At 56.1% G+C, this 25,450-nt stretch carries 26 protein-coding genes; 13 read left to right on the plus strand and 13 right to left on the minus strand.

Annotation, left to right across the window (positions count from 1 at the left end; genetic code table 11):
* Positions 1 to 108: 108 nt before the first annotated feature.
* From DFP90_RS19610 to DFP90_RS19635, 6 genes are all read right to left on the minus strand, one after another.
* The gene (locus DFP90_RS19610; protein WP_115938611.1) at positions 109 to 900 is read right to left on the minus strand and encodes a hypothetical protein; all 792 of its coding nucleotides are present in this window, start codon (positions 898 to 900) and stop codon (positions 109 to 111) included.
* Positions 901 to 921: 21 nt separating this feature from the next.
* Positions 922 to 1,176, minus strand: a complete 255-nt coding sequence (locus tag DFP90_RS19615) for a hypothetical protein (protein WP_147301067.1) — start codon at positions 1,174 to 1,176, stop codon at positions 922 to 924.
* 52 nt (positions 1,177 to 1,228) lie between these two features.
* A complete protein-coding gene (locus tag DFP90_RS19620; RefSeq protein ID WP_115938615.1) occupies positions 1,229 to 1,792 on the minus strand; it encodes a cob(I)yrinic acid a,c-diamide adenosyltransferase in 564 nt (187 codons plus the stop codon).
* 32 nt (positions 1,793 to 1,824) lie between these two features.
* The gene (locus DFP90_RS19625; RefSeq protein WP_115938617.1) at positions 1,825 to 2,106 is read right to left on the minus strand and encodes a hypothetical protein; all 282 of its coding nucleotides are present in this window, start codon (positions 2,104 to 2,106) and stop codon (positions 1,825 to 1,827) included.
* Between the two features lie 136 nt (positions 2,107 to 2,242).
* Positions 2,243 to 3,004 carry a sulfite exporter TauE/SafE family protein gene (locus DFP90_RS19630; RefSeq protein ID WP_115938619.1) on the minus strand — a complete coding sequence of 254 codons (762 nt, stop codon included), beginning with the start codon at positions 3,002 to 3,004 and terminating at the stop codon, positions 2,243 to 2,245.
* Positions 3,005 to 3,146: 142 nt separating this feature from the next.
* Complete coding sequence (locus DFP90_RS19635; protein WP_115938621.1) at positions 3,147 to 3,362, minus strand: hypothetical protein; 216 nt, start codon at positions 3,360 to 3,362, stop codon at positions 3,147 to 3,149.
* Between the two features lie 130 nt (positions 3,363 to 3,492).
* Between DFP90_RS19635 and DFP90_RS19640 the strand changes: the two genes are divergently transcribed.
* On the plus strand, positions 3,493 to 4,371 hold the full coding sequence (locus DFP90_RS19640) for a LysR family transcriptional regulator (protein ID WP_181905467.1): 879 nt from the start codon (positions 3,493 to 3,495) through the stop codon (positions 4,369 to 4,371).
* Positions 4,372 to 4,377: 6 nt separating this feature from the next.
* Here the strand turns inward: DFP90_RS19640 and DFP90_RS19645 are convergent, their stop codons facing one another.
* The gene (locus tag DFP90_RS19645; protein ID WP_147301068.1) at positions 4,378 to 5,307 is read right to left on the minus strand and encodes a response regulator transcription factor; all 930 of its coding nucleotides are present in this window, start codon (positions 5,305 to 5,307) and stop codon (positions 4,378 to 4,380) included.
* Positions 5,308 to 5,648: 341 nt separating this feature from the next.
* Between DFP90_RS19645 and DFP90_RS19650 the strand changes: the two genes are divergently transcribed.
* Both DFP90_RS19650 and DFP90_RS19655 read left to right on the plus strand, forming a co-directional pair.
* A complete protein-coding gene (locus DFP90_RS19650; protein WP_115938628.1) occupies positions 5,649 to 6,686 on the plus strand; it encodes an alpha/beta hydrolase family protein in 1,038 nt (345 codons plus the stop codon).
* A gap of 122 nt (positions 6,687 to 6,808) precedes the next feature.
* Positions 6,809 to 7,420, plus strand: coding sequence for a hypothetical protein (locus DFP90_RS19655; protein ID WP_147301069.1), 612 nt, complete (start codon positions 6,809 to 6,811; stop codon positions 7,418 to 7,420).
* Between the two features lie 25 nt (positions 7,421 to 7,445).
* Here the strand turns inward: DFP90_RS19655 and DFP90_RS19660 are convergent, their stop codons facing one another.
* A complete protein-coding gene (locus tag DFP90_RS19660; RefSeq protein ID WP_115938632.1) occupies positions 7,446 to 8,579 on the minus strand; it encodes an aminotransferase class V-fold PLP-dependent enzyme in 1,134 nt (377 codons plus the stop codon).
* Positions 8,580 to 8,914: 335 nt separating this feature from the next.
* Here DFP90_RS19660 and DFP90_RS19665 point away from each other — a divergent pair, with 335 nt between their 5' ends.
* From DFP90_RS19665 to DFP90_RS19710, 10 genes are all read left to right on the plus strand, one after another.
* Positions 8,915 to 9,853, plus strand: a complete 939-nt coding sequence (locus tag DFP90_RS19665; RefSeq protein WP_147301070.1) for an alpha/beta hydrolase family protein — start codon at positions 8,915 to 8,917, stop codon at positions 9,851 to 9,853.
* A 125-nt stretch (positions 9,854 to 9,978) separates the two neighbouring features.
* On the plus strand, positions 9,979 to 10,920 hold the full coding sequence (locus tag DFP90_RS19670; protein WP_115938636.1) for an AEC family transporter: 942 nt from the start codon (positions 9,979 to 9,981) through the stop codon (positions 10,918 to 10,920).
* 156 nt (positions 10,921 to 11,076) lie between these two features.
* Positions 11,077 to 11,388, plus strand: a complete 312-nt coding sequence (locus DFP90_RS19675; RefSeq protein ID WP_245957127.1) for a hypothetical protein — start codon at positions 11,077 to 11,079, stop codon at positions 11,386 to 11,388.
* Between the two features lie 6 nt (positions 11,389 to 11,394).
* Positions 11,395 to 12,258, plus strand: coding sequence for an NUDIX hydrolase (locus tag DFP90_RS19680; RefSeq protein WP_115938638.1), 864 nt, complete (start codon positions 11,395 to 11,397; stop codon positions 12,256 to 12,258).
* Positions 12,259 to 12,406: 148 nt separating this feature from the next.
* Complete coding sequence (locus tag DFP90_RS19685) at positions 12,407 to 13,006, plus strand: putative pterin-binding protein (protein ID WP_181905468.1); 600 nt, start codon at positions 12,407 to 12,409, stop codon at positions 13,004 to 13,006.
* A 97-nt stretch (positions 13,007 to 13,103) separates the two neighbouring features.
* Complete coding sequence (locus DFP90_RS19690; RefSeq protein ID WP_181905469.1) at positions 13,104 to 15,629, plus strand: hybrid sensor histidine kinase/response regulator; 2,526 nt, start codon at positions 13,104 to 13,106, stop codon at positions 15,627 to 15,629.
* Between the two features lie 95 nt (positions 15,630 to 15,724).
* Positions 15,725 to 17,269, plus strand: a complete 1,545-nt coding sequence (locus tag DFP90_RS19695; protein ID WP_181905470.1) for a DUF3369 domain-containing protein — start codon at positions 15,725 to 15,727, stop codon at positions 17,267 to 17,269.
* Between the two features lie 240 nt (positions 17,270 to 17,509).
* Positions 17,510 to 18,370, plus strand: a complete 861-nt coding sequence (locus DFP90_RS19700) for an OmpA family protein (protein WP_115938647.1) — start codon at positions 17,510 to 17,512, stop codon at positions 18,368 to 18,370.
* A 73-nt stretch (positions 18,371 to 18,443) separates the two neighbouring features.
* Positions 18,444 to 18,722 (plus strand): DUF6460 domain-containing protein, encoded by a 279-nt coding sequence (locus tag DFP90_RS19705; RefSeq protein WP_115938649.1) that lies wholly within the window; start codon positions 18,444 to 18,446, stop codon positions 18,720 to 18,722.
* 27 nt (positions 18,723 to 18,749) lie between these two features.
* Positions 18,750 to 18,938, plus strand: a complete 189-nt coding sequence (locus DFP90_RS19710; RefSeq protein ID WP_115938651.1) for a YqaE/Pmp3 family membrane protein — start codon at positions 18,750 to 18,752, stop codon at positions 18,936 to 18,938.
* Between the two features lie 74 nt (positions 18,939 to 19,012).
* Here the strand turns inward: DFP90_RS19710 and DFP90_RS19715 are convergent, their stop codons facing one another.
* From DFP90_RS19715 to DFP90_RS19735, 5 genes are all read right to left on the minus strand, one after another.
* Positions 19,013 to 19,792, minus strand: a complete 780-nt coding sequence (locus tag DFP90_RS19715; RefSeq protein WP_115938653.1) for an ABC transporter ATP-binding protein — start codon at positions 19,790 to 19,792, stop codon at positions 19,013 to 19,015.
* A 67-nt stretch (positions 19,793 to 19,859) separates the two neighbouring features.
* On the minus strand, positions 19,860 to 21,863 hold the full coding sequence (mnmC, locus tag DFP90_RS19720; protein WP_115938655.1) for a bifunctional tRNA (5-methylaminomethyl-2-thiouridine)(34)-methyltransferase MnmC2/FAD-dependent 5-carboxymethylaminomethyl-2-thiouridine(34) oxidoreductase MnmC1: 2,004 nt from the start codon (positions 21,861 to 21,863) through the stop codon (positions 19,860 to 19,862).
* Positions 21,860 to 22,687 (minus strand): trypsin-like serine peptidase, encoded by an 828-nt coding sequence (locus DFP90_RS19725; RefSeq protein ID WP_115938657.1) that lies wholly within the window; start codon positions 22,685 to 22,687, stop codon positions 21,860 to 21,862. The genes mnmC and DFP90_RS19725 overlap by 4 nt, the downstream gene beginning before the upstream one ends.
* Positions 22,688 to 22,783: 96 nt before the next feature.
* Positions 22,784 to 24,097, minus strand: a complete 1,314-nt coding sequence (locus DFP90_RS19730) for a hypothetical protein (RefSeq protein ID WP_115938659.1) — start codon at positions 24,095 to 24,097, stop codon at positions 22,784 to 22,786.
* Positions 24,098 to 24,280: 183 nt separating this feature from the next.
* Positions 24,281 to 25,378 (minus strand): 3-hydroxyacyl-CoA dehydrogenase family protein, encoded by a 1,098-nt coding sequence (locus tag DFP90_RS19735; protein WP_115938661.1) that lies wholly within the window; start codon positions 25,376 to 25,378, stop codon positions 24,281 to 24,283.
* Between the last annotated feature and the right edge of the window lie 72 nt (positions 25,379 to 25,450).

The following is a 25,450-nucleotide window of genomic DNA, read 5'->3' on the forward strand; positions in this document are numbered from 1 at the left end:
TATTTCAAAACAGTTAAACTCGGCAGGATTTGTAGGACCCTGTAGAAGCCCAAGTCAAGTGCGGAATCCCAAGTTTACGCGGATTCGCTCAATGATGACGCGGTGAGATCAATCCGAGGCGTTCTCGGTATAATCCAGATAACCCGCCACCAGATTTTCCCGCCAGACCGGTCCGTCCAATTCGCCCATCGGCGCCACCGCCCAGCGCCAGATCCTGTCCGGACCCGGCATTTCAATGCCATAGAGCGGGTCACTTTGGGAAATCACCCGGCCAGTCGGATCTTTTTCCTCCCATCGGCGGTCGGTGATCAGGCAGCGAACCCCTTGGAAACCCTGGAGCCAATCCAGATGCGCCCGGATCAGATCATGACCGAATTGATCCAGCGCCTCATCCTCGGCCAGCCCCTCTTCCTGGAGCCAATCCAGGAAGGTCACCGGCAGCTGGCTGAGCAGATTGAGCGAAACCACCAGGTCGATATCGGGAAAAATATGATAAAGATCCGGCACCGGCACCGGGTCGGGCAGCGTTTTAAACGCGTATAATTCCTCACCGACACCTGTGATGTCTGCGACAATTTGTAGCACATTAGGTAACTTAGATGACCTATTGGTAATTGGGTGAACGATATCAAGCAGGATTACCCGATCGAATCGATCCGCCAGCTCTTTCAACGGCAGATCCAGGCACGCCCCCGATCCGGCCACCAGGGCGGTCCTTGTCTGTTCGCACCCCTCCACCGCCTGAAGGATGAATTTTTTGCATTCCTTCTGATGCGGTTCCCAGGCGGCGGCACAGCGTTTGGCCCGGGCATCAATGGCCACAGATTCCGCGACAAAGCCCATCTTCTTGGCCCATTTCGGACAGGGCGTCAGGGTGGATTTGATCAGCTCGACTAACATGGGATCTCTCCCGACAGGTTTTTATGCGTTGCTGTTGGAATAAAGAAGGGCAAAGGCCAGACTGACCAGCATCACCCCCACCGCCAGCTTTTTCTGAAGGCGGATATAGCGCATGCCCTCCGGGGTGAAGACCAGCTCTTTATGCTTGAACATGCTGTCTTTATGCATGAATTTCATCGCGTCTTCGGTCCGGTGGCGCATGGCCAGCAGCTGGCAGACCAGCGCACCCAGCACGAACAGGGCAAACAGGCCGCCCAGCGCGATTTCAAGCATCATCGTGATTTCCGGGTCCATGTCTCAACCTTTCCAAGAGATACTATTTGTGCCGTCACCGGTTGGCCCCCGGGATCCAGAGTACATCATCCCGGCCCTGATTATTACAATGGCGGCCCAGGACAAAGAAAAGATCGGACAGGCGGTTCAGATATTTAACCGCTTCCGCATTCACATCCTCCGCCGCCGCCAATGCAGTGACCAGCCGTTCGGCGCGTCGCGACACAGTGCGGACCAGATGCATCTGCGCACTGGCCCGCGAGCCGCCCGGCAGGATAAAACTGGTCAGTGGGGCAAGGGCTTCATTGTAATGATCGATCTTCTCTTCCAGCCAGGCCACCTGGGCCGCAACGATGCGCAGCGCGCCGTTTGACCGTTCGGTCCCTTCCGGCGTGCAAAGATCCGCGCCCAGATCAAAAAGATCATTCTGGATCCGGCTCAAGAGCGCATCCAGCTCCCCTTCGACCTCGAGCCGCGCCAGCCCGATCACCGCATTCACCTCATCCACCGTGCCATAGGCCTCGACCCTGAGGTCATGTTTGGGTCGGCGCTGGCCGTCGCCCAGCGAGGTTTCGCCCTTGTCACCGCCACGGGTATAGATCTTGGTAAGCTTGACCATCGGGGCCTCTCCAACCTGTCAGGAAAAAATGTTCACTCGCGGTGCGGTGTATGATCACCCGGCCGCTTGCCGCCGCGCAGCGATGGCGTACGGGACGCCCGGCTGCGCCGGTCAGCGAAACTCAAAACATTACTACGGTTCTCCGCCGCCGCCGGTTCAGCGGCCCGGGCCGCCTCCACTTGGCGCGCCAGCTCATCCAGCGCGATCTGGCCGACCACCGTATGCCCGTTCATCGGAAAGGAGGCATTGAAACCGCCATGTTTGTGCCGGGTCACCGAATTCGGCCGGCGTTTATAAACCCAGAGATCGGGCATGATATTCTCCAAAGGCAGCGCACTTGTCAGTCTGCTCTTAAACCTGATCAAGATTTGGCAGATTACCAGGGCCCAGACAAGAAAAAGCGTTTGGCGGCCTGACGAGCAACCCAAATAGGATACCTAATCAGATAGTTTAAACCCATCCGCTCCGGCTGAACCCATCCCAGATCAGTTTCGCGCCCGCCACGAACAGAAGCACATAGCTCACCTGGTAAAACAGTTCCTGACTGATCCGTTTGTGCAGCACTAGGCCCAGCCAGACGCCGAGCGGAACCAGAGGCGAGAGGATCAGGGAAGTGGTCAGGTTGGTGAAATCCAGCTGCCCCAGCCAGGCATAAGGGACCAGCTTGGTATAATTAACGATCAGGAAGAAAACCGCGTTGGTGCCGACAAAAAGGGTTTTATCCATCTTTTGCGGCAACAGGAAAAATTTCACCGGCGCGCCGCCCGCATGGGCGACAAAGCTGGTATAGCCCGCGGTCAGGCCGCAGAGCCGCCCGATCCAGCGTTTTGGCGCGACGCCTTCTGTGGCTTTTGCCGTGCGGAAACCGTTGAGCGAGAAAATCAGCGCGATTGTACCCAGCAGGATACGCAGGCTGTTTTCATCCACATAGCTGAAGGTCAGCGCGCCGATGCCGATCCCAATGAGCGCGCCCGGCACCAGGGTCCAGAGGTTCCAGCGATCCCATTGATGTCGATAATTGTAGATCACAAACAGATCGATCGCACACAGGATCGGCAGCATAATGGCCGCCGCCTGAACCGGGGAGATGGACACCGCCAGCAGCGGCACCGCGATCATCCCCATGCCGCCAGAAAGGCCGCTTTTGGAAATACCAACAAGAAGAACGGCCGGAATGGCCAATAGATAGATGAGCGGGTCAAAAGCGATCATGAATATCCTTGGGGCAGGATGGAGTGAAGGGGCACTATGTCCCTGAAAAACCTGTTCAGTCCAGATAGTTGTTCACGCAACAGCCGTCACCCCAGACCCGATCAAGGGTCCAGGGCGACAAACCGACTTGCAGCGGCAAATGTTACAGCGGCGGCTGACGGCTCAGCAGGGCCGAACGATAATCAGCCAGATCCTCAATCGGTGTGGGGACATGCCCCATATGAACCTCGCCCGACGCCGCCCGGCGGCGCCAGAAGATTTCCCGCAGCCGCCATGAAAGGGGCAGCATGGCGGAAAGTTTGATACCGCCCTGCGGACAGCTTGGGCAAATTGGGGCCTGGAGGGTTCCTGTTGTCATTTTTTGAACTCCTGCACTCAGTGGCAATCTCTGTGGCCTTCTTTATCGCGCAGCTTTAACCTCTTTAAAATTGACTAATTCCGTAAGTCAGTATTCATAATTGAATAACGGGATGATGCGGGGAACCCCCATGGACTGGAACCATATCAAGATTTTTGCCGCCGTCGCCAACCAGGGCTCACTGTCCGGTGCGGCCCGTTTGCTGGGCATGAGCCAACCGACGGTCGGCCGCCATATCGAAGCTTTGGAAAAGGCCTTGAACGTGCGCCTGTTCGACCGTGAGGCCAAAGGCTATGTCCTCACCTGCGCCGGGGAACGCCTGCTGCCGCAGGTGAGCGCCATGGAACGTGCCGCCATCACCATCGACGATATCGCCACCGGCACCGCGGACCGGCTGGAAGGGGTGGTGCGCATCACCAGCCCGGAAATGGCCAGCCGGTTTTTTGGCCGCCGCCTGGTGGGCCTGCGCCAGCAATTGCCGGATATCCAGATCGAGTTCCTGACCTCTAACAAAGTCTTGAACCTGTCCCGGCGGGAAGCCGATATCGCGATCCGGCCGGTCATGCCGGATCATGGGGATCTCAGGATCAAGCAGGCCTATATGGGCCAGCTGGCGGTATATGGCTGTTCAGACTATATCAAGGCCCATCCCCAGGCCCTGACCGAGGAACGGTATCAGGCCTGTGACTGGGTCACCATGAAACATGGCTTTGTCCTGAACCAGTTGGACCGGTGGCTGATGGAAACCAAGCGGATCCGGCATAACCCGATCCAGTGCACTTCCGTGCACACCCTTGTGGAGGCGGTCTTGGGCGGGGCCGGCCTGGCCATGCTGTTCACCAAACATGCCGACGAGATACCAGGCCTGATGCAGGCCTCGCCGGTGATACGCGAAATGGACCAGCAATTTTGGCTGGTCGCCCATGCGGAAGTCCTGGCCCAACCCCGTGTGCGGGCGGTTTGGGACTGGCTGGACACCATGCTGAGCGAGGAATTTGAGGATAGCTGACCCGGGTCAGCTGCCAAACTGGGTGACCGGACGATGCAGGTCCTCCTGGCCGGTATAGTTTTTGAAGGCCCCCACGGATTTCACCACCCGTTCCGCCACCTGCTGCGGGGTTTCATCAGGATGCAGGGCCATCAACACCTGGTTGGTATCCCGTTCCAGGGCCGATGCGGTTTCTTCCGCAATATCCTTAATATTATCAAGAATATCGGTCACATCCCCGCGCAGCTTGCCGCAGGTCTCCGAAAGTTCTCCATGGCCCGCCTCTTTCAACATCACTGTCATTTCAACGGAAATATCGCGTATCCGCTCCAGGTTACGGATCAGGAATTTATCCACATTCCCTTCCACCAGCGGATCCCGGCTGAGCGCTACCAAAAAAGCCATCTGGAAGGCATTGGCCTTTTGCCGCCGATTCTTCACCTGCGTCTGAACCTCGGCAATCTCACGGGCAAAGGAGACCGCATCCACCACCGCACCGATCAGTTTATTTTCCAGCATGTTCGGCACTTTGAACAATTCGGCACTATTGGCATTATTGCGTTCTTTCTTGCGCCGGTCCGGCCCCAGATAATCGCTGGTCACGACAAATTCCTTGCGGTCGAAGGCCACGGCATCAATCCGGTCAATCAGGGACTGGGTGGAAAAAGGTTTGACCAAAACCACATCGGGCCCGCTGTTAATCAGGTCGGTCACCTGGCGCTGGTCCGGGGTCCAGATGGTGGCGATGATCGGCACAAAGGGGTTGCGGCCCAGCTTTCCGTGCCGGATATCCCGGATCAGCTTCGGCACCGTTCGGCTCTCCCAGGTCAGGGATGAATCCAGAATCAGGATATCCGGCATATTGTCACCCGAAACCACATCATAAACCTGATCCAGGTTGCGCATGTCCCGGATCTGGCCATACCCCTGCCGGTGCAGGGCTGCACGCAGTTCCATAAGAAGCGGTGGCTGCGGTTCTGCAATAAGGAGGTCCACCCGGCTACGATTTTTACGATTTGATTTTTTCAATTGATTCTGGCCCCGACATGATACTGGTGTCACGCATGGCAATCGATTTCATGATCCCCTGCTTGATACCAAACTAACGGTTAGCGCTTAAAAAATATTTAACCCAAACAACGCGCCACCCTCCCTTGATCCCCCAACAGGGCAAGCCTATCTTTGATTGCAGAAATCAATCATGCAAAAGGGTTTGCTTCCCTGGAGATTGGAATCTCCGGGGGTTGGATTCCCCGGGGAATTGGACTCCGAGGCATGATATTCGGGGGGATGGCGCAATGACCGGTTTGATCCGGACGGTTCTGGTCTTGATGACCGCGGTTGTTTTATTGGCTGGCGGCGCTTTGCTGCTGGTGTTTGAAAATTTTGAGATCAGCGCCGCCCGGCAGGTGACCTTACCTTTCAAGCATGGCACAGACCGCTTGGAGGGGGACCTGTGGCTGCCAGAGGGCGAAGGCCCTCATCCGGTTGCCCTGCTGGTCCATGGCGACGGCCCCCAGGACCGGACTTCATCTGATGGCTATAATCCGTTGATCAACCATCTTTTGTCTCAGGGCATCGGCGTGTTCAGTTGGGATAAACCCGGCATTGGCCGATCCACTGGCAACTGGCTGACCCAATCGATGGCGGACCGGGCCGACGAAGCCCTGGCCGCGCTGGAGGTTGTTGCCATGCAGCCCGAAGCCCGGAAAGGGGCCATCGGCTTGATCGGCTTCTCCCAAGGCGGGTGGGTATTGCCGGAAATCGCGCTGAAATCCGATGCCCCCGCTTTTCACGTCATCATCGGCGGCGCGGTCACTTGGGCGGATCAAAGCCTCTATCTGACCCGCAAAAGAATGGAGGCAGAGGGCGTATCCGCAGATGAGATCACCCAGGCCATTGCGAAGGAACGCCAGGAAAACCAGCGCATTTTCGGTGACGCCCCCGCCGCCGACGGCCAGCTATCCGGCCGCGAAGGTTTTATTGCGCGCAATTTTCATGTGGATGCAAGGCCCGGCCTGGCCGCGCTGAGCCAGCCGTTCCTTGCCCTTCTGGGAAAAAAGGATCTGAATGTGGATACCCGGGAAAGCGCGCAGGTTTACCAGTCGATCCTGGCCCGGGCCGGTCATCCCGACTTCGAAATCCACCTGATCGATGGGGCGACCCACAGCCTGTTCCGAGCGGAAGACTACAATTTCCAAACGCCGGGCGCCTGGACCAGCGAAGCCCAGCTGCGTTTCTTGCTGGAAGGGCGGGACGCCTATGTGCCGGGAAGTCTGGAGACCCTGTCCGGCTGGGTCCGGCGTGTGACTGGAAGCCAGCCCCCTCCCAGCTAGGGTAAAACCCCAGATATCCGACATTTTATGTGATTTTCCACCCGGATTCATGATTTCACCGATACGCGAAACTGCGTTTAACTAGTCGTTGAATGATTGAAATTTCCGTGGGGGAAGAAATCATGTCATTGTTTAAACTGATCCGGTTTTGCGGCGTTATCCTGATCCTGGTTGGCGGCCTGGCCTATGTCACGTTGGATAACAAGGCCGATTCAAACATGGCCTGGAAAGCCTTCAAGACCGTTTGTGAACCCAATGTCGGCAAGGGCTATAACGGTCAGCGCCGGATGAAAACGGCTGCCTTGCAGATGGAACCTGGTGACGAGGGTGATAACCCGTTTGTGAAGGACAAGGAAGATGGCAGCCGCTGGTGGCGCTACGATCATGACGGGACCAACTTCAAGGTGGAAGTGGGCAAGCGCGCAAAATACTGCATGGTTCATGTGGATGTCTCACGCACGCTGTTGAAGGCAAAGATCCGCGAGGACGGCCATTATCGAAAGGCCGAGGGCTGCACCTTTGAAGGCGAGCGCATCAGCCGGCGAAAGCGCACCAAGGATATGTATGTGGAATTTTTCCGGCATAAGGAAGAACGTCGTCTTGTGCTGATCTCCATTTCCGGCAGCACCACGCCCGGCTGGTATCTCTACCGCGCGCCCTCCGCCGCGGCTGCCACCCGGGAGATCACCTCCGGCGGGCAATGTGACTGGCGGGATGAAGAAGGGGCTGCCTGAGGCAGCCCCATAACAATTTAGTTCATTAGGATTCCTGCACCCGTGCCAGCACCGCTTTCAAGCTGGCCACCGAACGGTCCAGGTTATGCAGTTTGTCCAGACCGAACAGGCCCAGGCGGAAGGTTCGGAAATCGTCCCCTTCATCGCATTGCAGGGGCACACCGGCTGCGATCTGCATGCCCTGGGCTGCGAATTTCTTGCCCGTCTGGATCTCCGGATCATCGGTATAAAAAACTGCGACACCCGGTGCGCCATACCCCGCCGCCGCCACCGATTTAAACCCATGATCCGCCATCAGGGCGCGCACCGCATCGCCCAGGGCCTGTTGTTCATCACGCACGCGGTCAAAACCATATGCCTCGGTCTCCAGCATGATGTCGCGGAATTTGATCAGGGCATCGGTCGGCATGGTCGCGTGATAGGCATGGCCGCCATTTTCATAGGCCTGCATGATCTGCAGCCATTTTTTCAAATCCACTGCGAAACTATTGGACTGAGAGGCCTCGACGCGGGCCTGCGCCGTCTGGTTCATCATCACCAGCCCGGCACAGGGTGAGGCACTCCATCCCTTTTGCGGTGCGCTGATCAGGATATCAACCCCGGTTTTTTCCATATCGACCCAAATCGTACCGGACGCAATGCAATCCAGCACAAAAAGCCCCCCCACCTCATGCACCGCATCGGCAACCGCGCCCATATACTCATCGGGCAGGATCATGCCCGACGAGGTTTCCACATGGGGCGCAAAGACCAGATCGGGCTTTTGATCCCGGATCGCCGCGACAACCTCTTCAATGGGGGCCGGGGCAAACGCGCCTTGCGATCCGTCTTCCACGCGCCTTGCCTTTAGGACCGAAGCACTTTCCGGTAATTCGGCGGCGTCCAGGATCTGGGTCCAGCGGTAGGAGAACCAGCCATTGCGGATCACCAGGCATTTCGCCCCGTCCGCTAGCTGGCGTGCGACGGCTTCCATGGCATAGGTGCCACCACCCGGCACCACAGCAACCGCATGCGCCTGATAGACTTTTTTCAGGGTTGCCGAAATATCGCGCATGGCCTTCTGAAAAGTCTGGGACATATGGTTAAGCGACCGGTCCGTAAAGACGACGGAATATTCCAGCAGTCCGTCAGGATCGATATCGGGCAGCAAGCCAGCCATTGTTTTTTTCTCCGTCTGTTCGATTGTTGTCTTAAATTTTTCCGCCTTCAGCAGTTACGGCCATCTTGAACCGCCCCATCAAACTCATCAGATCCGCTTCCGGCTTTGTCATGTCTGGATGAGACCTGGAACAACGGTAATCAAGGGGAAAACAAACCCGTTGCCCCCCTGGCAAGCACCTTTGTCTGAATCTGGCCCTAAAAAACGACTGTCATTTATTGGGCTTTTAATGCCAGATTAATTCACCAGATAGAAATGAATTCATACTGTTAACGGGGGGAATAATTATCATGCGGGAGATTTTCAGGTCCACCGCGCTTCTTTTAGCGACACTCATGTTGACGACAGTTGGGCATGCCAAGGATTACAACGCGGGATTGGCCAATATCGACATGACCGACCCGGAAACCCAAAAGCCGGTCCGCGCCCTTGTCTGGTACCCAACCCATGCCACCGGCCCTGCAGTGCAACGCGGCCCATTCAGGCTTGACGTGGTGGAAAATGCACCTGCGGCCTCTGGCCCGCATCCGCTGATCCTGCTCAGCCATGGCAATGCCGGCAGTCCGCTTGGCCACCGTGATACCGGCCAGGCACTGGCCGAGGCCGGTTTCATCGTCGCTGCGCCACTTCATGCAGGCGATAATTTTCAGGATCAAAGTTTGCTTGGCACCGATCTGCTACTGAAAAGCCGCCCCCGCAGCATCTCGGCCTTGATCGATAAAATAATCCATGATCGGCGGTTTCAGGCTGACGGGCAAAGGATCGGTTTTATCGGTTTCTCCGCCGGAGGATTCACCGGCCTGGCCCTGCTGGGGGCAAGACCGTCCCTTGGACAGATGGGGCTGCATTGCAAACTGCATACAGATGACGCCTTCTGCCAGTATGTGAAAGAAGATTTTGGTGCCCCTGACCCAATTGACGGCCTGGCGGATCCGCGCATCCGTGCCGCCGTGATCATGGCCCCCAATACCAGCCTGTTCAACGATGCGGATCTTCAGAAAATTGACAAACCGATGTTGTTGATGGCCGCGGAAAAAGACCAGATCCTGACCGCGCCATACCATGCGATCCGTGTCTCGCAGCTATCTCCGGGGGTCCGGGAATTCTGGATCATGGAAAATGCCCAGCATTTTTCCTTCCTTGCGCCTTTTCCGGAAGCCATGCGGGCGGAGCTGGGTGAGCTGGCGGAAGACCGCCCCGGTTTCGACCGTCAGGCAAGCCACCAGGAAATCAATCAGAAAACCACGGCTTTTCTTGAAGAGTTCCTTTACTGACAGAGCGCTGCGCTCAATGCGTTAAGATGGGAACAAGTGCTTTGACGCCCGTGCGGATTGTAACCTTCCTGTTTGCAGGATTAAGCTTTGCAACTGTCTTTCCCAGCGCGTGAGCCTGCCTGTCCATGGAAATCGTTGTTGAAATCGTCCTGCCCGTCTTTGGTGTCGTGATCCTGGGCTTTCTGGCGTCACGCCTGGGCTGGTTCAAAGGCGAGGCGGAAAGCGGACTGGCCAGTTTTGTTTTTAACTTTGCTGTGCCTTTGATGTTGCTCCGCTCCCTGGCGACAGCCCAGCTTCCGGAAACCGTACCCTGGGGCTTCTTCGGCAGCTTTTACATCGCCGCCGCCGCCATCGCGCTAACCGGTTTCCTGCTGGCGCGTTATCTGTTCGGCCGCACCTGGGGCGGACAGGTGATCAGCGGCATGGGCTATGCTTTCGGCAATAATGTCCTGTTGGGCCTGCCGTTGATCATGACCACTTTCGGGGACCAGGCGGCGCTGCCGTTTTTCATTCTTTTATCCATCCATGGCCTCTGCTTCTTCACCCTGACCACCCTGTTCCTGGAATTTGGCCAGAAACAGGCCGGATCCAGCCGCGCCGAGCTTGTCCGGCAGATGACCAAATCGGTTTTCACCAACCCGCTTTTGCTGGGTATTTTTGCGGGCTTGGCCCTGAACCTGACCAATATCAGCCTGCCGGTGCCGGTCGATGCCATTTGTTCCCTGATGCAGCAGGCGGTCACCCCCTGCGCGCTCTTCAGCCTGGGGGCCAGCCTGACCCGGTACGGCATTGCCGGGCGGCTCGGTCAGTCGGCGGTGATGATCAGCGCAAAGACAATCGTCATGCCCTTGATCGTCTACATGCTGGCGACACGGATCTTTGACATTGAACCGCTTTGGATGATGGTCGCCGTGATGATGGCAGCCCAGCCGACGGGCGTGATGACCTATATCTTTGCCGAGAAATACAAAACCGGCCAGGCGATTGCCACAACCTCCATTTTCCTCTCCACCGGCCTGTCGATTGTTACTTTGTCGGTGATCTTGTTCCTGTTTGATGTCCGCTGATTAAAGGGTTGCCAGCAACATTCCTGCCCGTTAACGTAATCGCCATGAAACACGCCTTCGCAATTCGGATTATTGGTCGAATTAGCAACCCGGCTCCCCGTGGGGACCGGGCAAATTGCTTTGACCAATATTATTCGGCTTGTGAAGGAAACGACCGTGACTGCTTCTAATACTTCTTTTTCATCTCATCCCGGCACTCCTCAGGGACTGCCCGCTCCTGTGGCCTGCTTTTCCGTGCATGCGAAAAGCGATCCCGGCAGCCTGCCGCGTGTGCTGGAACCCTTTGCCAAACGCGGCCTGGTTCCGGCCCAGGTCCATGTGACCCGGGACCGGGACGATAACGGCCTGCTTCAGATCGATCTGCAAATGGCGGATATGGACCTGGACACCGCCACCACCATCGGACGCAGCCTGAACCAGATTTTCGGCATCCAATCCGTCCTGGTCAGCGAAAAGGTAACCGGCTGAGCCCTCATGAGTTTCCTTGATCACATCCGGCACGCGAACAATGCGGATCTATCCCGTTACCTACCCTATCGGGCGGAGCACCGGACGCTGGGATGGATCCGCAGGGACCGGCTGGATCTTCTTCAAGGCTGGCCGGATGCCTTTCTGATCAGGGAGAGTGAGGTCCAACTGCCGGATTGCGGCGGTTTTGAGGGCCGCTCGGCCGCTCTGGCACAGGCGACCGGCCAATTGGAGGCGATGGGTGAAATTCCCGGTTGGCGGGAAGAACTTTATCCCGTAACCGATCGGTTTTCCAACCCTGCACTGGCCGCAGTGGAACGGGCCGCCTGCCCGTTCCTCGGCATCCGGTCCTGGGGTGTGCACATGACCGGCTTTGTGAAACGTCCCGACGGCTTGTACCTATGGATCGCAAGGCGTTCCGCCAACAAGCCGAACTATCCCGGCATGCTGGACAATATGGTAGCCGGTGGTCAGCCACTGGGGCTCAGCCCATTGGAAAATATGATCAAGGAATGTGAGGAAGAGGCCAGCATTCCCGATGACTTGGCCAAACAAATCCGCCCGACAGGTCTGCTGGCTTATTGCCACGAAGTTGACACCGGCCTGAAACCGGATCAGATGTTCTGCTTTGACCTGGAGTTGCCCGAGGATTTCACACCGGTCAATATGGATGGCGAGGTTGCGGAATTCATGCTGATGCCGGCACCGGAAGTCATGTCCATCGTCCGGGAAAGTGCGGCATTCAAGTATAACTGCAACCTCTGTTTGATCGATTTTTTCATCCGGCACGGATTGATCACACCGGAAACAGAACCGGACTATGCGGAAATCTGCCTTGGCTTGGCCGGCCTTGCCCACCAGATCGGGTGACTAACAACCGGCATCATTAGTATTATATTTTGATTAACCGTTATCCTTTACTCTCAGCATGCCTGATACGCCAACCCCGCAGGTCAGAATGAAAACCGAGATATTCAGGAAAAACAAAACCGCCTTGTTTCTGCTATGGGGCCTACTGTTGCTGTCATCAGTACCCAGCGCCTATGCGGACCATATATTGCCTGCGGCGGAGGGTCCGGTGATCTTGACCGTGACCGGCAACCTGCAACAAACAACCGATGGCCATCAAGCCTTACTGGATCTTGCCTTGCTGGAATCGATCGGGCTCACCACCATTGTCACAACCACGCCCTGGCATCAGGGCCGTGTGAAGTTTGAAGGCGTGCTGGTCCGTGATCTCATGGCCCATCTCGGTGTGGCCGGGCGCATGGCAACCGTCGGGGCACTCAATCAATATCAGGCCGACACTCCCGTGGCGGACTTCCTGGACCACGACGTCATTCTGGCACTTAAGGCCAATGGCAATTATCTGTCCGTTCGGGACAAAGGACCTGTTTTCATCATCTATCCCTTTGATCGTGACGAAAACCTTCGGAACGAAACCTATTTTGCCCGTTCTGTATGGCAGGTTAACAGCATGCGGTTCTTTGGGGATGGTGCCATTCTCCATAACGAAAAACACTGGTGGAACATGGAAACCATCCTGCTCGCGGCTGTCGCGGCTGCAATTGTCCTTTTGGCTGTTTTCCTTTTCCTGTCCCGTGCCCGGAAATCCTGATACAGGCGATCAAAGCATGGGGCATGACACAATTGTAAACTCAATAAAACGATTGATCCGGCCCTTACGCAGGCCCCTGGTCGGGTCAAGCATCACCATGCTGTTCACATTTGCATTGGGCATTCTGTTTCTGAGCGCCATTTGGATGGTGATTGTCCTAGAGCGAGATTCGAAGACACGGACATTCAGCGCCAGCGAAAGCACATTGTGGGCTTCGGTCCAACTGCAGACCGAACTCTACCGATTCCGGATCAATTTGGACGATATCATGGATACAGGTGAATTGGGGACTGTCGGCATCCAACAGCCATTTGATGTTCTGATAAGCCGCATGCCGATCCTCACATCCGGAGAGATCGGCGCGGATATTCAAAAAATTGTCCGGGCCCGGGAACTGTTCCACCAGATCCAGACCCAGCTCAACGAGATTGAACCTCTGGTGCCGCAAGTTCAGGCCGGAAAGTTGGAAGTCGGCTTTGTTATTGAACGCAAACTGCAAAATCTCGATTCCCTGGTTAACCGGTTCGTGCTGGCCGTGAATCAGGGCCATATGGAACGCATGGTTGATGAAAGGCGGCTGTTGACGGAAGATTTTTCTTTCTTGAAAAAGCTGATTTTCGGCTCCCTGGGCGGGATGAGCTTACTGCTTATCCAGCAGCTTTTTGTCCGGCGCAAACTGATACAGTCCAATAGCCTGGCGGAAAGATTGCGCCATCGTGCAGAAGAGGCCAACCAGGCCAAATCGGATTTTCTGGCGATCATGAGCCATGAGATCAGAACTCCCATGAATGGGGTGATCGGCATGGCCAGTCTGCTGCAGGATATGGACTTGGACAGCCGCCAGCGTTATTTGGCTAAAACCATCACCCATTCCGCGGAAGCCTTGATGAATATCATCAACGATATACTGGATATCTCCAAGATCGAAGCGGGCAAGCTGACCTTGGCCCCGGTACCATTCAGTGTGCTTGAAACCATCGAAAGCACCTTGGAGCTGATGATCCCGAAAGCGGCGGAAAAGAAATTGGGCCTCGCTTATTATGTCGATCCAGGCATTCCCGCATTTTTAAAGGGCGATGCAGGACGCATTCGCCAGATCCTGCTCAACCTGGTGGGCAATGCCATTAAATTCACCAAATCCGGATCGGTAACCGTCATGGTCACCACCCTGCCGGAGTTGGCGGAAAATCCTGACAGGCTGCGTCTGCGCTTTGCGATTCATGATACAGGAATCGGCATCCGACCGGAAAACAGGCATAAACTGTTTCAGAAATTTTCCCAAATCGATGTTTCCGATAGCCGTGAATTCGGCGGAACCGGCCTTGGCCTGGCCATCTCCAGGCGGCTTTGCAATCTGATGGATGGCCAGATCGGTGTGGACAGCCATTTGGGCAAAGGCAGTGAATTCTGGTTCACCCTGCCGCTGTCCGCCTGCGAGGTCGAAATCAGGCAACCGGATTCCTGGCCCGGACTGGGCAAGTCGATCCTGGTTCTGGATCAACAATTCATGGTCGCTGAATTGCTCGCACGCCAGCTGTCGGACATGGGCTGCCGGATCCATCCCATGCCGGTTCACTCTGCCGATTCGCTCAATGAGTTGCCCGATATGATACTGGTGGACAATGCCTCACTGGAACAGCCGGAACTCCACCAAATGATTGTTTCTTGGCATGCCCAGGGGGTTAAGACCCTGGCTTCGCACTCCGTTCCGAGCTTTGAACAGGCCGATGACGTGATTGACCGGGTCGTGCCACTGCCCTGCGGGCCGCTCACCCTTCGGCAGGCCGTTGCCGATCTGTATCTGGAAGGACCACAGTCTCAAAAAAAGGCTCCAGCAGCTGATCCGGTCAGCCTGCCAGAGATCAAACCCGCCAACCCCGAAGCCGACAAAGGCATTCATGTTCTTGTTGCCGAAGACAGTGTCAGCAATCAGGCTGTCGCCCGTCTGCTGCTGGAAAAGGCCGGCTATAAGGTAAGCTTGGCGGACAACGGGTTGGAAGCGTTGAAAGCCGTGCAAAGCCTACCCTTTGATCTGGTTTTGATGGATGCGCAAATGCCGGAAATGGACGGGTTGACTGCGACGAGACTGATCCGCGAGAGCGAAGCAACCGGACAACATATCCCTATCGTCGCAATGACAGCCAATGTGATGGACAATTTCAAACCGAAATGCATCGACGCGGGCATGGATGATTTCCTGACCAAACCTGTAAAGCCGGCAGAGTTGCGCGCCATGGTCCATCGCTGGACCAGTGGACGCAAAAACGGAACCGATGCAGACGAAACCGTAAACGATACAACCGCCCTTGAGGAACTGGTGGTGCAGCTGGGAGCTGACGAGGTCATGACCATGCTGCAAGATGTCCGGAATGATGCCTTGAAACAGTTGCAGGATATGGAAAAGAACCGCCGCCAGAAGAATTTCGGCGCGTTGGAGGCCAACGCCCATCGTCTGAAGTCCGCGGCGGCCTCTTTCGGTCTGGCCAGTTTGGCAGATCGGGCGCGGAAAATTGAGCTTTCCTGCCTGGAGAAGGATCACCAGCAAGCCCTGGCGCTTTGCGAGGGGCTCGGCAGCCTCCTGTCCAGCGATTACGATCAGATCATCAATCAGTTAGGCCAATAAGGCCAACCTGCTATAACTGTTGGAGGAAAGGAGAACGGGTTACGATTCCTTAACACCTCTCCCTTACTATCCCAGATATGGATACAGAGGCTGGCATGACTGACGACGATTTCCTATATTTCGCGGAGGATGAAGCGGATGAAATGCATCCGGTGTCGAAATCCGCGCAAAGCTGGAAAATCCTCGTGGTGGATGACGAACCGGAGGTGCACCGGGTCACCAAACTCGCCCTCGACAGCTTTACTTTTGCGGGCCGCCCGCTACAGTTCTTCAATGCTGAAAGCGCCATCGAGGCCAAGGAGATCCTTAATCAGCACAAAGATCTGGCCATGGTGCTTCTTGATGTGGTCATGGAAACCGACCATGCCGGCCTGGAACTGGCGAAATGGATTCGGGAAGATTTGAAAAACCATTTCATCCGGATCATTTTGCGCACCGGCCAACCGGGGCAGGCCCCGGAAACCGAAGTCATCGCCAATTACGATATCAACGATTACAAGGAAAAGACGGAGCTCACCTCCCGGAAGCTCTTCACATTGATGTATTCGACCCTGCGGTCCTACAGGGATATCATGGCAATTGACAGAAACCGCCAGGGGCTGGAAAAAATCATTGATGCCTCGGCCACACTGTTTGAACTGCAGTCGCTGCAGAAATTCACAAGAGGCGCACTGGAGCAGCTATCGGCCCTGCTGCATCTGAACGAAGGCGCGGTCTACGGGATTGAGGATGGACTGGCCCTCTCCACCAGAGGCGATGAAATCATCATCCAAGCGGGAACCGGAAAATTTTCCGATTGTGTCGGCTGTAAGTTGCGCGAAGTGATGGAGCCGGACCAGGTTTCCATGCTGATCCACTATATGAAACAGGGTAAAAACGTCCTGACTGACAAATATTATGTCGGCATTTACCCGACCCATACCGGCGGTAAAAATCTGCTCTATCTCAGCGGCCTAGAAAATGTCGAGGAGGTGAATGAGCATTTGATTGAGGTTTTTGGTCGCAATATCGGTGTTGCTTTTGAAAACCTGTATCTGTTGCGCCAGATTGAAGAGAATGAGCGCACCATGGTGACCAGCCTTGGCACCATGATTGAAGGCCGCGCCTCAAAATCCGGCGATATGTCGCGCATCGCCGACGTGGTACGTTTTCTCGCTAAAAAACTGGATCTGGGCGAACAAACCGTGGAGATCCTGGCACGGGCGGCCCCACTGCATGATATCGGCATGCTGACCGTACCGGAGGAGATCATCAACAAACCGGGTGATCTGACGGAAGAAGAACGCATTGCGATCCGGAAACATCCAGAGGTCGGATACGGCATTTTGTCCCAATCGAAACAGGATACCTTGCGCGCTGCGGCACTGATTGCCCGTGACCACCACGAACGCTGGGACGGCCATGGCTATCCGGCGGGCAAACATGGGGACAATATCCATATCTATGCCCGCCTGACCGCGATTGCCGATGTATTTGACGCATTACTCTGTCCTAGGGTTTACAAGAAAAACTGGAATATCGACGAAATTAAAAACTATTTCCGGCAACAGCGCGGCAAACAATTTGATCCCGACCTCACGGATCTGCTGCTGGCCCACGCCGATGAACTGGCCGCTTTTTATCCGGATAGACCCGAATGATCCTACTGCCTTAATCCGAACATGATTTCATGGTTTGGTCACATAGACTCTGTTGCCAAACACATGATTTATCTGGCATTCTGTGGAGGATACAATTTTAGTAATCTACTCGAACAGGTGGATCTACTGGGTAAAGAGGGGCATGACGCCGCAGCTTGGGGATGCGATTGGGGGAGAAATCAACTGACCATCATCACAGCATCGGCTCCAATTCTAATTAATTAACGAGGAGTGGTTACCGTGACCGTTAAATTCAGCGTTCCCGCCATTACACTGACCGCCATGTTGCTTGCCGGTTGTGCCAATACTTTCGAAAGCGTCAAAGAAAACCCGCCCGCCGGTGATTCCTTTGCCCGCTCACTCCATGCCGGCTATATCGAGCTCGCCGAATGGGAACGGGCGGAATATGACTGGATGGACGGCAGCAACTTCACCGACCGTGCGGCCATGGCAACTGCTGGAAACATTCCGAACCCGGAAGAGATTGCCGCACGCAACCTGCCGGGTGATAAAGTTGGTGAGTTGACCGATGCCCGCGCCCGCCTGATGGCAGCACTGGACGATGGCGCACGGACCAAAGCGCCGAAAACCGCCGCCCATGCACAGGTGATGTTCGACTGCTGGATGCAGGAACAGGAAGAAAACCGCCAGCCGGAAGATATCGATAACTGCCGTGGCGCCTTCCTGGCGGCCATGGACCGCCTGGACGAAATCATGGCACCGAAACCGATGGCAGAGCCGGCTCCGATGGAAGAGCCTGAAGAACTGCCGACCGATATCACGGTCTTCTTTGCCTTCAACAGTTCCGAACTGATGGGTGCTTCCAACTACATCATTGCCGAAGCTGCTGACGTCTTCAAAAACATGGGCGTCTCCCGGATCGTTCTGTCCGGCCATGCCGACAAATCCGGCGCGGATGACTATAACGCCAAGCTGGCCGAACGCCGCCTGGCAGCTGTCAAGGCGGCCTTGGTTGCCAAAGGCGTACCGGCCAACAGCATCGACACCCGATCCTATGGCGAAAAACAACCTGCCGTAGCGACCGATGATGGTGTGAAGGAACCGCAGAACCGCCGCGTTGATTTCCTTTTCATCAAATAAGCAAAACTGCTAAACAAAAAGGGGGGCTGGATACAGCTCCCCTTTTTCGTTTCTGCAGCAATTCAGGTATCCCATGTCCAACAGCGAATCCAACAACCGCAACGTCATCGGCACAGTCATCAAGCTTCTGGTCGCCTCGCTGGTTGTCGGCCTGCTCATCAATTGGCTGGAAATCACCCCTAAAGACGTGTTTGACAATTTTGGTGAAACCATTGCATCGATCTACCGTGCCGGCCAGAAAGCACTCAATTGGGCGTCCGATTACATAGTGACCGGTGCATTGATTGTTCTGCCAATCTGGGGTTTGGTGGTTTTGGTCAATTTCATCCAGAACAAAACCCGCCGCAAATAAAACCCGCGACTTCAAAGGAGCCAACCCATGCGACTGATCCTCGCCCTTCTTCTTCCCTGGCTGCAATTCTTCACGATCGGCCGGCCCTTCTCGGGCATTATCTGCCTGATCCTGCAGTTGACCCTCATTGGCTGGATTCCGGCAGCGATCTGGTCTGTTTATGCCTTAAGCCAGTATGAAACAGACAAAAAGATCCGTCAGTCGCACGGAAACTGAATGATGACATGCAGTTCCCGGATATAAACCGGGAACTGCATCATTCTTCAATTGGTCTATTTCCCGTGCTGGGATCAGGCCTCTACCAGCATCTGGATCGGCCCTTCGGCCTCGCCTTCAACCATCTGCATCAACGCAGCATGATGGCTGTCGTCAATTTCCGTCGTTCGGCCCTGCCACTGAATCTTTTGATCATGCAACAGGGCAACCCGGCGATATCTGTCTCGGATATTGTTCATTTCACCGGTGATTGCGATTGCCGTCACCTGGTTTTGTGCCACCAGATTGTCAACCAAACGGTCAATGGCATGGGCCAGGATCGGATCCAGACCGGCGGTCGGATCATCCAGGATCAAAATTTCCGGATTACCTGCGATGGCCCGGGCAAGCCCGACCCTCTTTTGCATACCGCCTGACAGATCAGCAGGAAACAGATCCGCAACCTCCGGCCCCATGCCGACCTGCGCCAGCAATTCCACCGCACGATCCTTTGCCGCCCTTCGCGTCAGCTGTTTTTCACTCAACAAGCGGAAACAGATATTCTCCCAAATCGGCATGGAATCAAACAGCGCGTTCTGCTGGAACAACACCCCGATCCGTTTCATCATCTCATCCTGGTCGGCCCGCGAAAGCCGCGTCACATCCTGGCCGTCAATTTCAATGGAACCGCCGTCGGCGTGATACAGGCCCAGCAAACATTTCAGCAAGACCGTCTTGCCGCAGGCGGATGGCCCGATCAACGCCAGCGAAGAACCGCGCGGCACCTCCAGATCCACACCATCCAGCACCACATGGTCATGGAAACGCTTCACCAGCCCTGTGACACGCACAGAAATTTCCCGATCAGCCGACATTGAACCCCTTATCCTTCTCTCCAATCCTGGTCCGAGACTATCCTTATTCACCGAGCCCGGAAAGTCCCTAACTATAGCGCCTTTTGCGCCGCTGCAACCGGCGTATCTGGAATCGCGCCGGATGAACCGCCTCCAGGAAATCCCGGGTCAGGCCACAGGGCCGGCCCACCATCAGGTCGACCAGCGCCGAGGCCAGGAACGGTGCCGTCTGCAAGCCCCGGCTGGCCAGGCCGGTCAGGCAATAGAGTCCCGGATGATATTGCGCCGCCGGATAGAGCCGCGCCGGTTTGCCGTGATGCAGATCACCGTAATTTTGGTCAAAGTAACCTTCATCCGGCAATGGCCCCATAACCGGCATATGGTCGGGTATCGTCGCCCGTAGCCCCGCGCGGCCAGGCATGCCGGACAGCGGCTGCAAATCTCCCAAGTTGGGAACAATTTTCCCTAACCCGTCCAGGTTCATCTGTTCATCTTCCGGATCGAGATCCCGCCAGCTCTCAGCTGCAGGGTCATCGCGCCAGTTGCCATAACTCGCCCCGGTGACATGGGCGACCTCGCCATCTATCTCCACCGGCGGACAGATATAGCCGCCGCAGGAAAGGCCGGTCTTCAACTGCGCGGAAAGTGTACTGGCCTTCACATGCGCGACCTGTCCGCGATTGGCATGAAGCGGCATATCCGCCATCGGCCAGAGACCGCGCATGAAAGCACCGCAGGCAATCACCACGGCGTCGGCTTGCGCAATCATATTTTCCGCCGCATCCAACAAATGCCAGTGCGTTCCTTCCCGCTGCAGCCGCTCGATCGTCCTGCCATAATGGACCGGACATCCCCCAATCAGGCCGGGCACAAGCGCGCGCGGTTTCAGGGCTCCCGCCTTTGGGAAATAAAGCGCTTCCCTATCAATCGGGATGCCCGCTTTTTCAGAGGCCTGTTCCGGTGACAACAACATCATTTGATCAACGGGCAGTCTTTTTTCCGCAATCAAACGGTTGAACCGATCCACATCCTCGCGCGCCCTGGCCAGTTGCATGACACCGCGCTGCGGCAGCCAAACCGGGTCGGTCCGGTCCAAACGGTCATAGTGGCGGATGGCAAACAGAAAGCTTGCTGCATTGAACCGGCCTTCCGGGCTGTTGGCCGCGGTAAGACGCGGCTGCACCAAACCGGTATGATTACCCGACCCGACGGTGGCAGCACGGTCCGCGCGCTCATAAATGGCACAGTCATAGCCGGCCTGTTGAAGGGCCTGAGCCACGGAAACGCCCGCAATCCCGGCACCAATCACCGCAACTGACGCGCCCTTTGGCAGGGGGATGGGCGGGGCAAACCAGGGACGACCATTCCAATTTGCTGTTGGTTCGACGAGACGCCCACGCAAACATTCCCGCTTGCGGCCAAAACCCGGCATTTTTGCCATGCCAAAACCGGCATCCGCCAATCCCCGGCGCACATGACCAGCCGCCGTGAAGGTCGCCAATCCAGCCCCGGGTTTAGAAAGCCTGGCCAATTGCGCATAGACCGCCGGCTGCCACATATCAGGGTTCTTGGAGGGGGCAAAACCGTCCAGAAACCAGGCGTCAACCGGTCCGGACAGTTGGTCCAGCATGGCCACCACATCACCAAACAGCAATGTTAGAGATACCCGCCCGCCATCCAGCTCGATCCGGTGAAAACCCGGATGTAGGGGAGGATAGGCCTCAATCAGGTCCGCCGCTTCCAGTGCCAGTTCCGGCCAGACAGCCAAAGCCTTGGCCAGATCCGCCTTGGCAAGCGGGAACCCCTCCACAGAAACATAGTTCAAGCGCGCTCCTTGCCGCGCTGTTTCCCGCCACAGATGCCAGGTCGCCAGGAAATTCAGGCCTGTGCCGAACCCGGTTTCACCGATGGAAAAATCCATCGCTTCCTGCCAAACCGCCGGTGCGCCAATCCCTTCCAGGAACACATAGCGGGTCTCTCCCAGGCCGGCTTCCGGATTGAAATAGATATCCCCGAACGCATTTGACTCCGGCATATTACCGGGCCGCCAGGTCAGGCTGGCGGGCTGGAGATCCGTTTTATCCCGTATCATTGTGTCGCGGTCTCATTCTGGGCGACCGGCTCTGTAGGTGCCTGCCCATCCGATCGTTTTCCCGTCAGGCCCAGTTCTTTCAGAGCCGCCTGAAAAGAAATCATGGGTACCGCCCGGCCGATTGCGCCACTCTTAATATTGCTGCTGTTCAGCCCGATCACCTTGAATGTCTCATCACGGGTCAGCATCAGCGGTCCGCCGGAATCCCCATGGGTGGTGAAACAATTATGTTCGATCAGCTTTTGCTTCATCGCCGCACTGCACCCCTGGTCGATGGAGATCACATGGCTGCGGTCTTTCGGATAACCGGTCAGCATGATTTTCCACCCTTCCTGCAAATGGCGCGCAATTGCATTGCCATCAGCCACCTGCCAGCCCAGATACCCCACCTGACGGCCGATCGGCTTTTCCAACTCGATCAGCGCCCAGTCGGTTTCCAGATTTTGTCTCGTCAGCCCTTTTGTCAGATCAAATCCCGGATGTTTCAAATAACGTACCGCAACAGAATGGGCCAATGGCTCTCCTTTATGATAGCCAGCCACAAAATGCACCAAGCCCGGCCGGATCCATTTTTTTGTCCGCATGCTGAACAGGCAATGGGCTGCGGTCAGAACAATCCTTTCCCCGATCAGAGCCCCCGTGCAATGGGCCCTGTCGCGGATTCCCGCCCATTGAACCCGTCCGACCGCGCTAAAAGGGTAATGCCTGGCATCCACCACATCACGGCCCTTGGTCAGACCGTCCGCAGAATTGCCGGCCAACACAGAGGATGCCGGGAAAAAACCAAAGAGAAGGAAAAGAAATAAGCGCATAAGGGCCGTCATGGCTGATACCCGATCAAACTCGCAACAGGGTGAGCACCTTACCCGATGTAGCCTGGCCGGTCACGACCACAGAAGCGGAAACGCACGAATCCCTCTCTAAGAGACTTTCGCTGTCACTTCCAAAGTGGAGATATCGAAACTGGTGTCAAGTTGCCGGATTTCCACATTGATCCCTTTGGATTCAAAACCATCCTCGGCAAAACCACCATAAAAACGTGCGACTATGGTATTGGTGTCGGACACATAAAGATCCACCACCGCCTCGTTCACCGTGCCATCGGGCAGGGTTTCATTCACGCGCAGCATAATCTTGCCCTGGTTGATCGCATCCAAAGCATCGGTGATGCCAAGGGAATTGATCCCGCTGAATTCCAGCCGGACCTCCTCCACCGCACCGCCGGTTTCCGCCAGGAAGGTCAGGTCGATATATTCCTCCGAATAGCCGGTGAGATTGCCTCGATCGGTCTGGCGGTTTTCCTCTTCCCCGGTCGCAACAGCGATAGTTTGATAAGTGCCGCGCCCATCATAGGTGCCATCCCCGCCCGGGTCGGTCAGTTCAATGATCGAAATGTGATCCAGGCCCGCTTCCGATGAGGCTTTGTAATAATAAGTCGAAAGCTCGGCTGCGGTCAGCACCACCGTGTCTCCAACCTCGGTCATGGTATTGTCCAACAGCGATCCGTTGGAACTGTCACCCAGCGCAGATCGCACGGAAACCGCATAATGGGTCGCCGCACCGGTTGTGGATCTTTCAATCAGATCAGAGAGCAGGATTTCCCGATCCGTCCGGATCCCAACTGAGCGCACAAACTGGCCGTTCAGGCTGGCATCAGTGGCCACCGATGAATAGGTGCTGCCAAAAACGGCTGTTTCCGAATCCCGTTTGGTAAAGTCCGATACCCGTGGGTCAACGTCATTTGCCGCTTCCTCAGCCTCTGCCGCGGCTTCTTCCGCCTCCGCCTGGGCCTGCAATTCCAGAAGCGCTTCCGCGGTCAGGGTGATCTGGACAGCGGTATTAAAAGGCGCAGACATCAAAATTCTTTCCGCATCATTCAGCAGGAAAGGTAGCCGGTCGATCGAGGCAAATTCCTGAAGCGTGAACATGGCGTTGCTAAACGCTGCATCCGGATCCCCAAAGCCACCATCCAAACCGGTATTCAGCTCGGCCAACAGCAGGAAATTCTGCAAACTCAGATTGTTGGGATGATAGAAAAGGGCGGGGGTATCAGCACTGAACCCGCGGCGTTCCACAGGCTGATTCAGCAGCCCCAGCGGTGCCATGGGGTCCAACGCGACCCGGAGCCCGCGCGCAATTGCTGATAGCCCGGATTGACGCAATCCGCTGCCGGCCAATGTGGAAAACACATTGCCTTGCGAAAACAGCGTCAGACTGGATGTCTCGACGGCCATTTGACTTCTGCCTTTTTATCCGGCGTTTCTGCCGGTCTCTCCTCAAGGGGCGCTTCTGTCCCCGGACGTAATTCTTACGTCTGCTATCTACTATAGCAGTTGAAAGATCAAAAAGCGAATCGCCCACACGGGGTTCCGTGCGGGCGATCGGCAGAAATATTAGGATACTGTGCGTCAGCCAAATCAGCTGCAGAGCGATCCGACTTTGGCCAGGCTGGCCGGCATGGCGTGGCCGTATTTTTCCGTCAACGGGCGCAAGATACGCTCCACCTCGGTCTGGCCCAACTCATCCATCAGGGCGCAGGGCGCCTTGCCAAAACGCAGTGCCAGGGACGCCCCCATATCGATATCGGCAGCAGACGCCACATCCTCATCAATGGATTGCAGAACCGGGAAGAAAGTGGCGGCACGCAGACGATCGGCAATCACCGCATCATTCGCAGCATTACCGGTCGCATCCTCTTCAATTTCAAACGTGTAATCGCTGTCGCCGCGCTCACTCAGCGTTTTGGAGATTCCATAAAATTCACCATGGGGCCCAAGATTGCGCTGGGCATGGAACATAATCTTCGGTTTGACCAGGTTCATGACCACAAAGGGCCCGGCCGCCACATCCATGCATTCCTGGGCAACACGATCGATCTGAGCCGCCGTGCCCAAACCTTCGTCCAGCAGACGCACCGCCTCATTGCCATAAGGCACAAAGAAACGGTTGATGGCAAAACCGAAACTGTCCTTGCAGGCAATCGGCTTTTTCGCGGTGTTGCGGCAAAACTCCATGGCCTGGTCAAAGATGGCCGGATCGGTCTTATCACCACGCACAACCTCGACAATCGGGTTGATTGCCGCCGGATTGAAATAATGCAGCCCCAGGAACCGGCTCGGATTATCCACCGTTTCCGCCAAATCGGATACGCGCAGGGCGGATGTGTTGGTGGCAATCACGGCATCTGCGGACACAACCGCGTTCAAGCGGCCAAAAAACTCCGCCTTCACGTCGAATTCCTCAAAGATCGCTTCTATGACCAGATCACAATCGGCAACAGCCGCCAGATCCGTGCTGCCGGACAGGCGCGCGTTGGCGGCATCGGCATCCGCTTCGCTCATTTTCGCCTTTTCCACGGCGCGTGCGTAAAACTTCGATGCCGCAGCCAGGCCACGATCAACGGATTCCTCGGTGGTATCCACCAGATATACTTCCACGCCCTGCTGAGCCAGACTGGTTGCAATGCCGGATCCCATGGTGCCGGCACCGACAATTCCTACCCGCTTGAATGTCATGATTTCTCCCTCTCACCCTCTGGCGGTTATTCGGTTCGCTGATATATGCGACGCGGCATCTTAATGCTGCGT

The sequence above is a fragment of the Aestuariispira insulae genome, from assembly GCF_003385955.1.
GTDB classification, from domain to species: domain Bacteria; phylum Pseudomonadota; class Alphaproteobacteria; order UBA8366; family Aestuariispiraceae; genus Aestuariispira; species Aestuariispira insulae.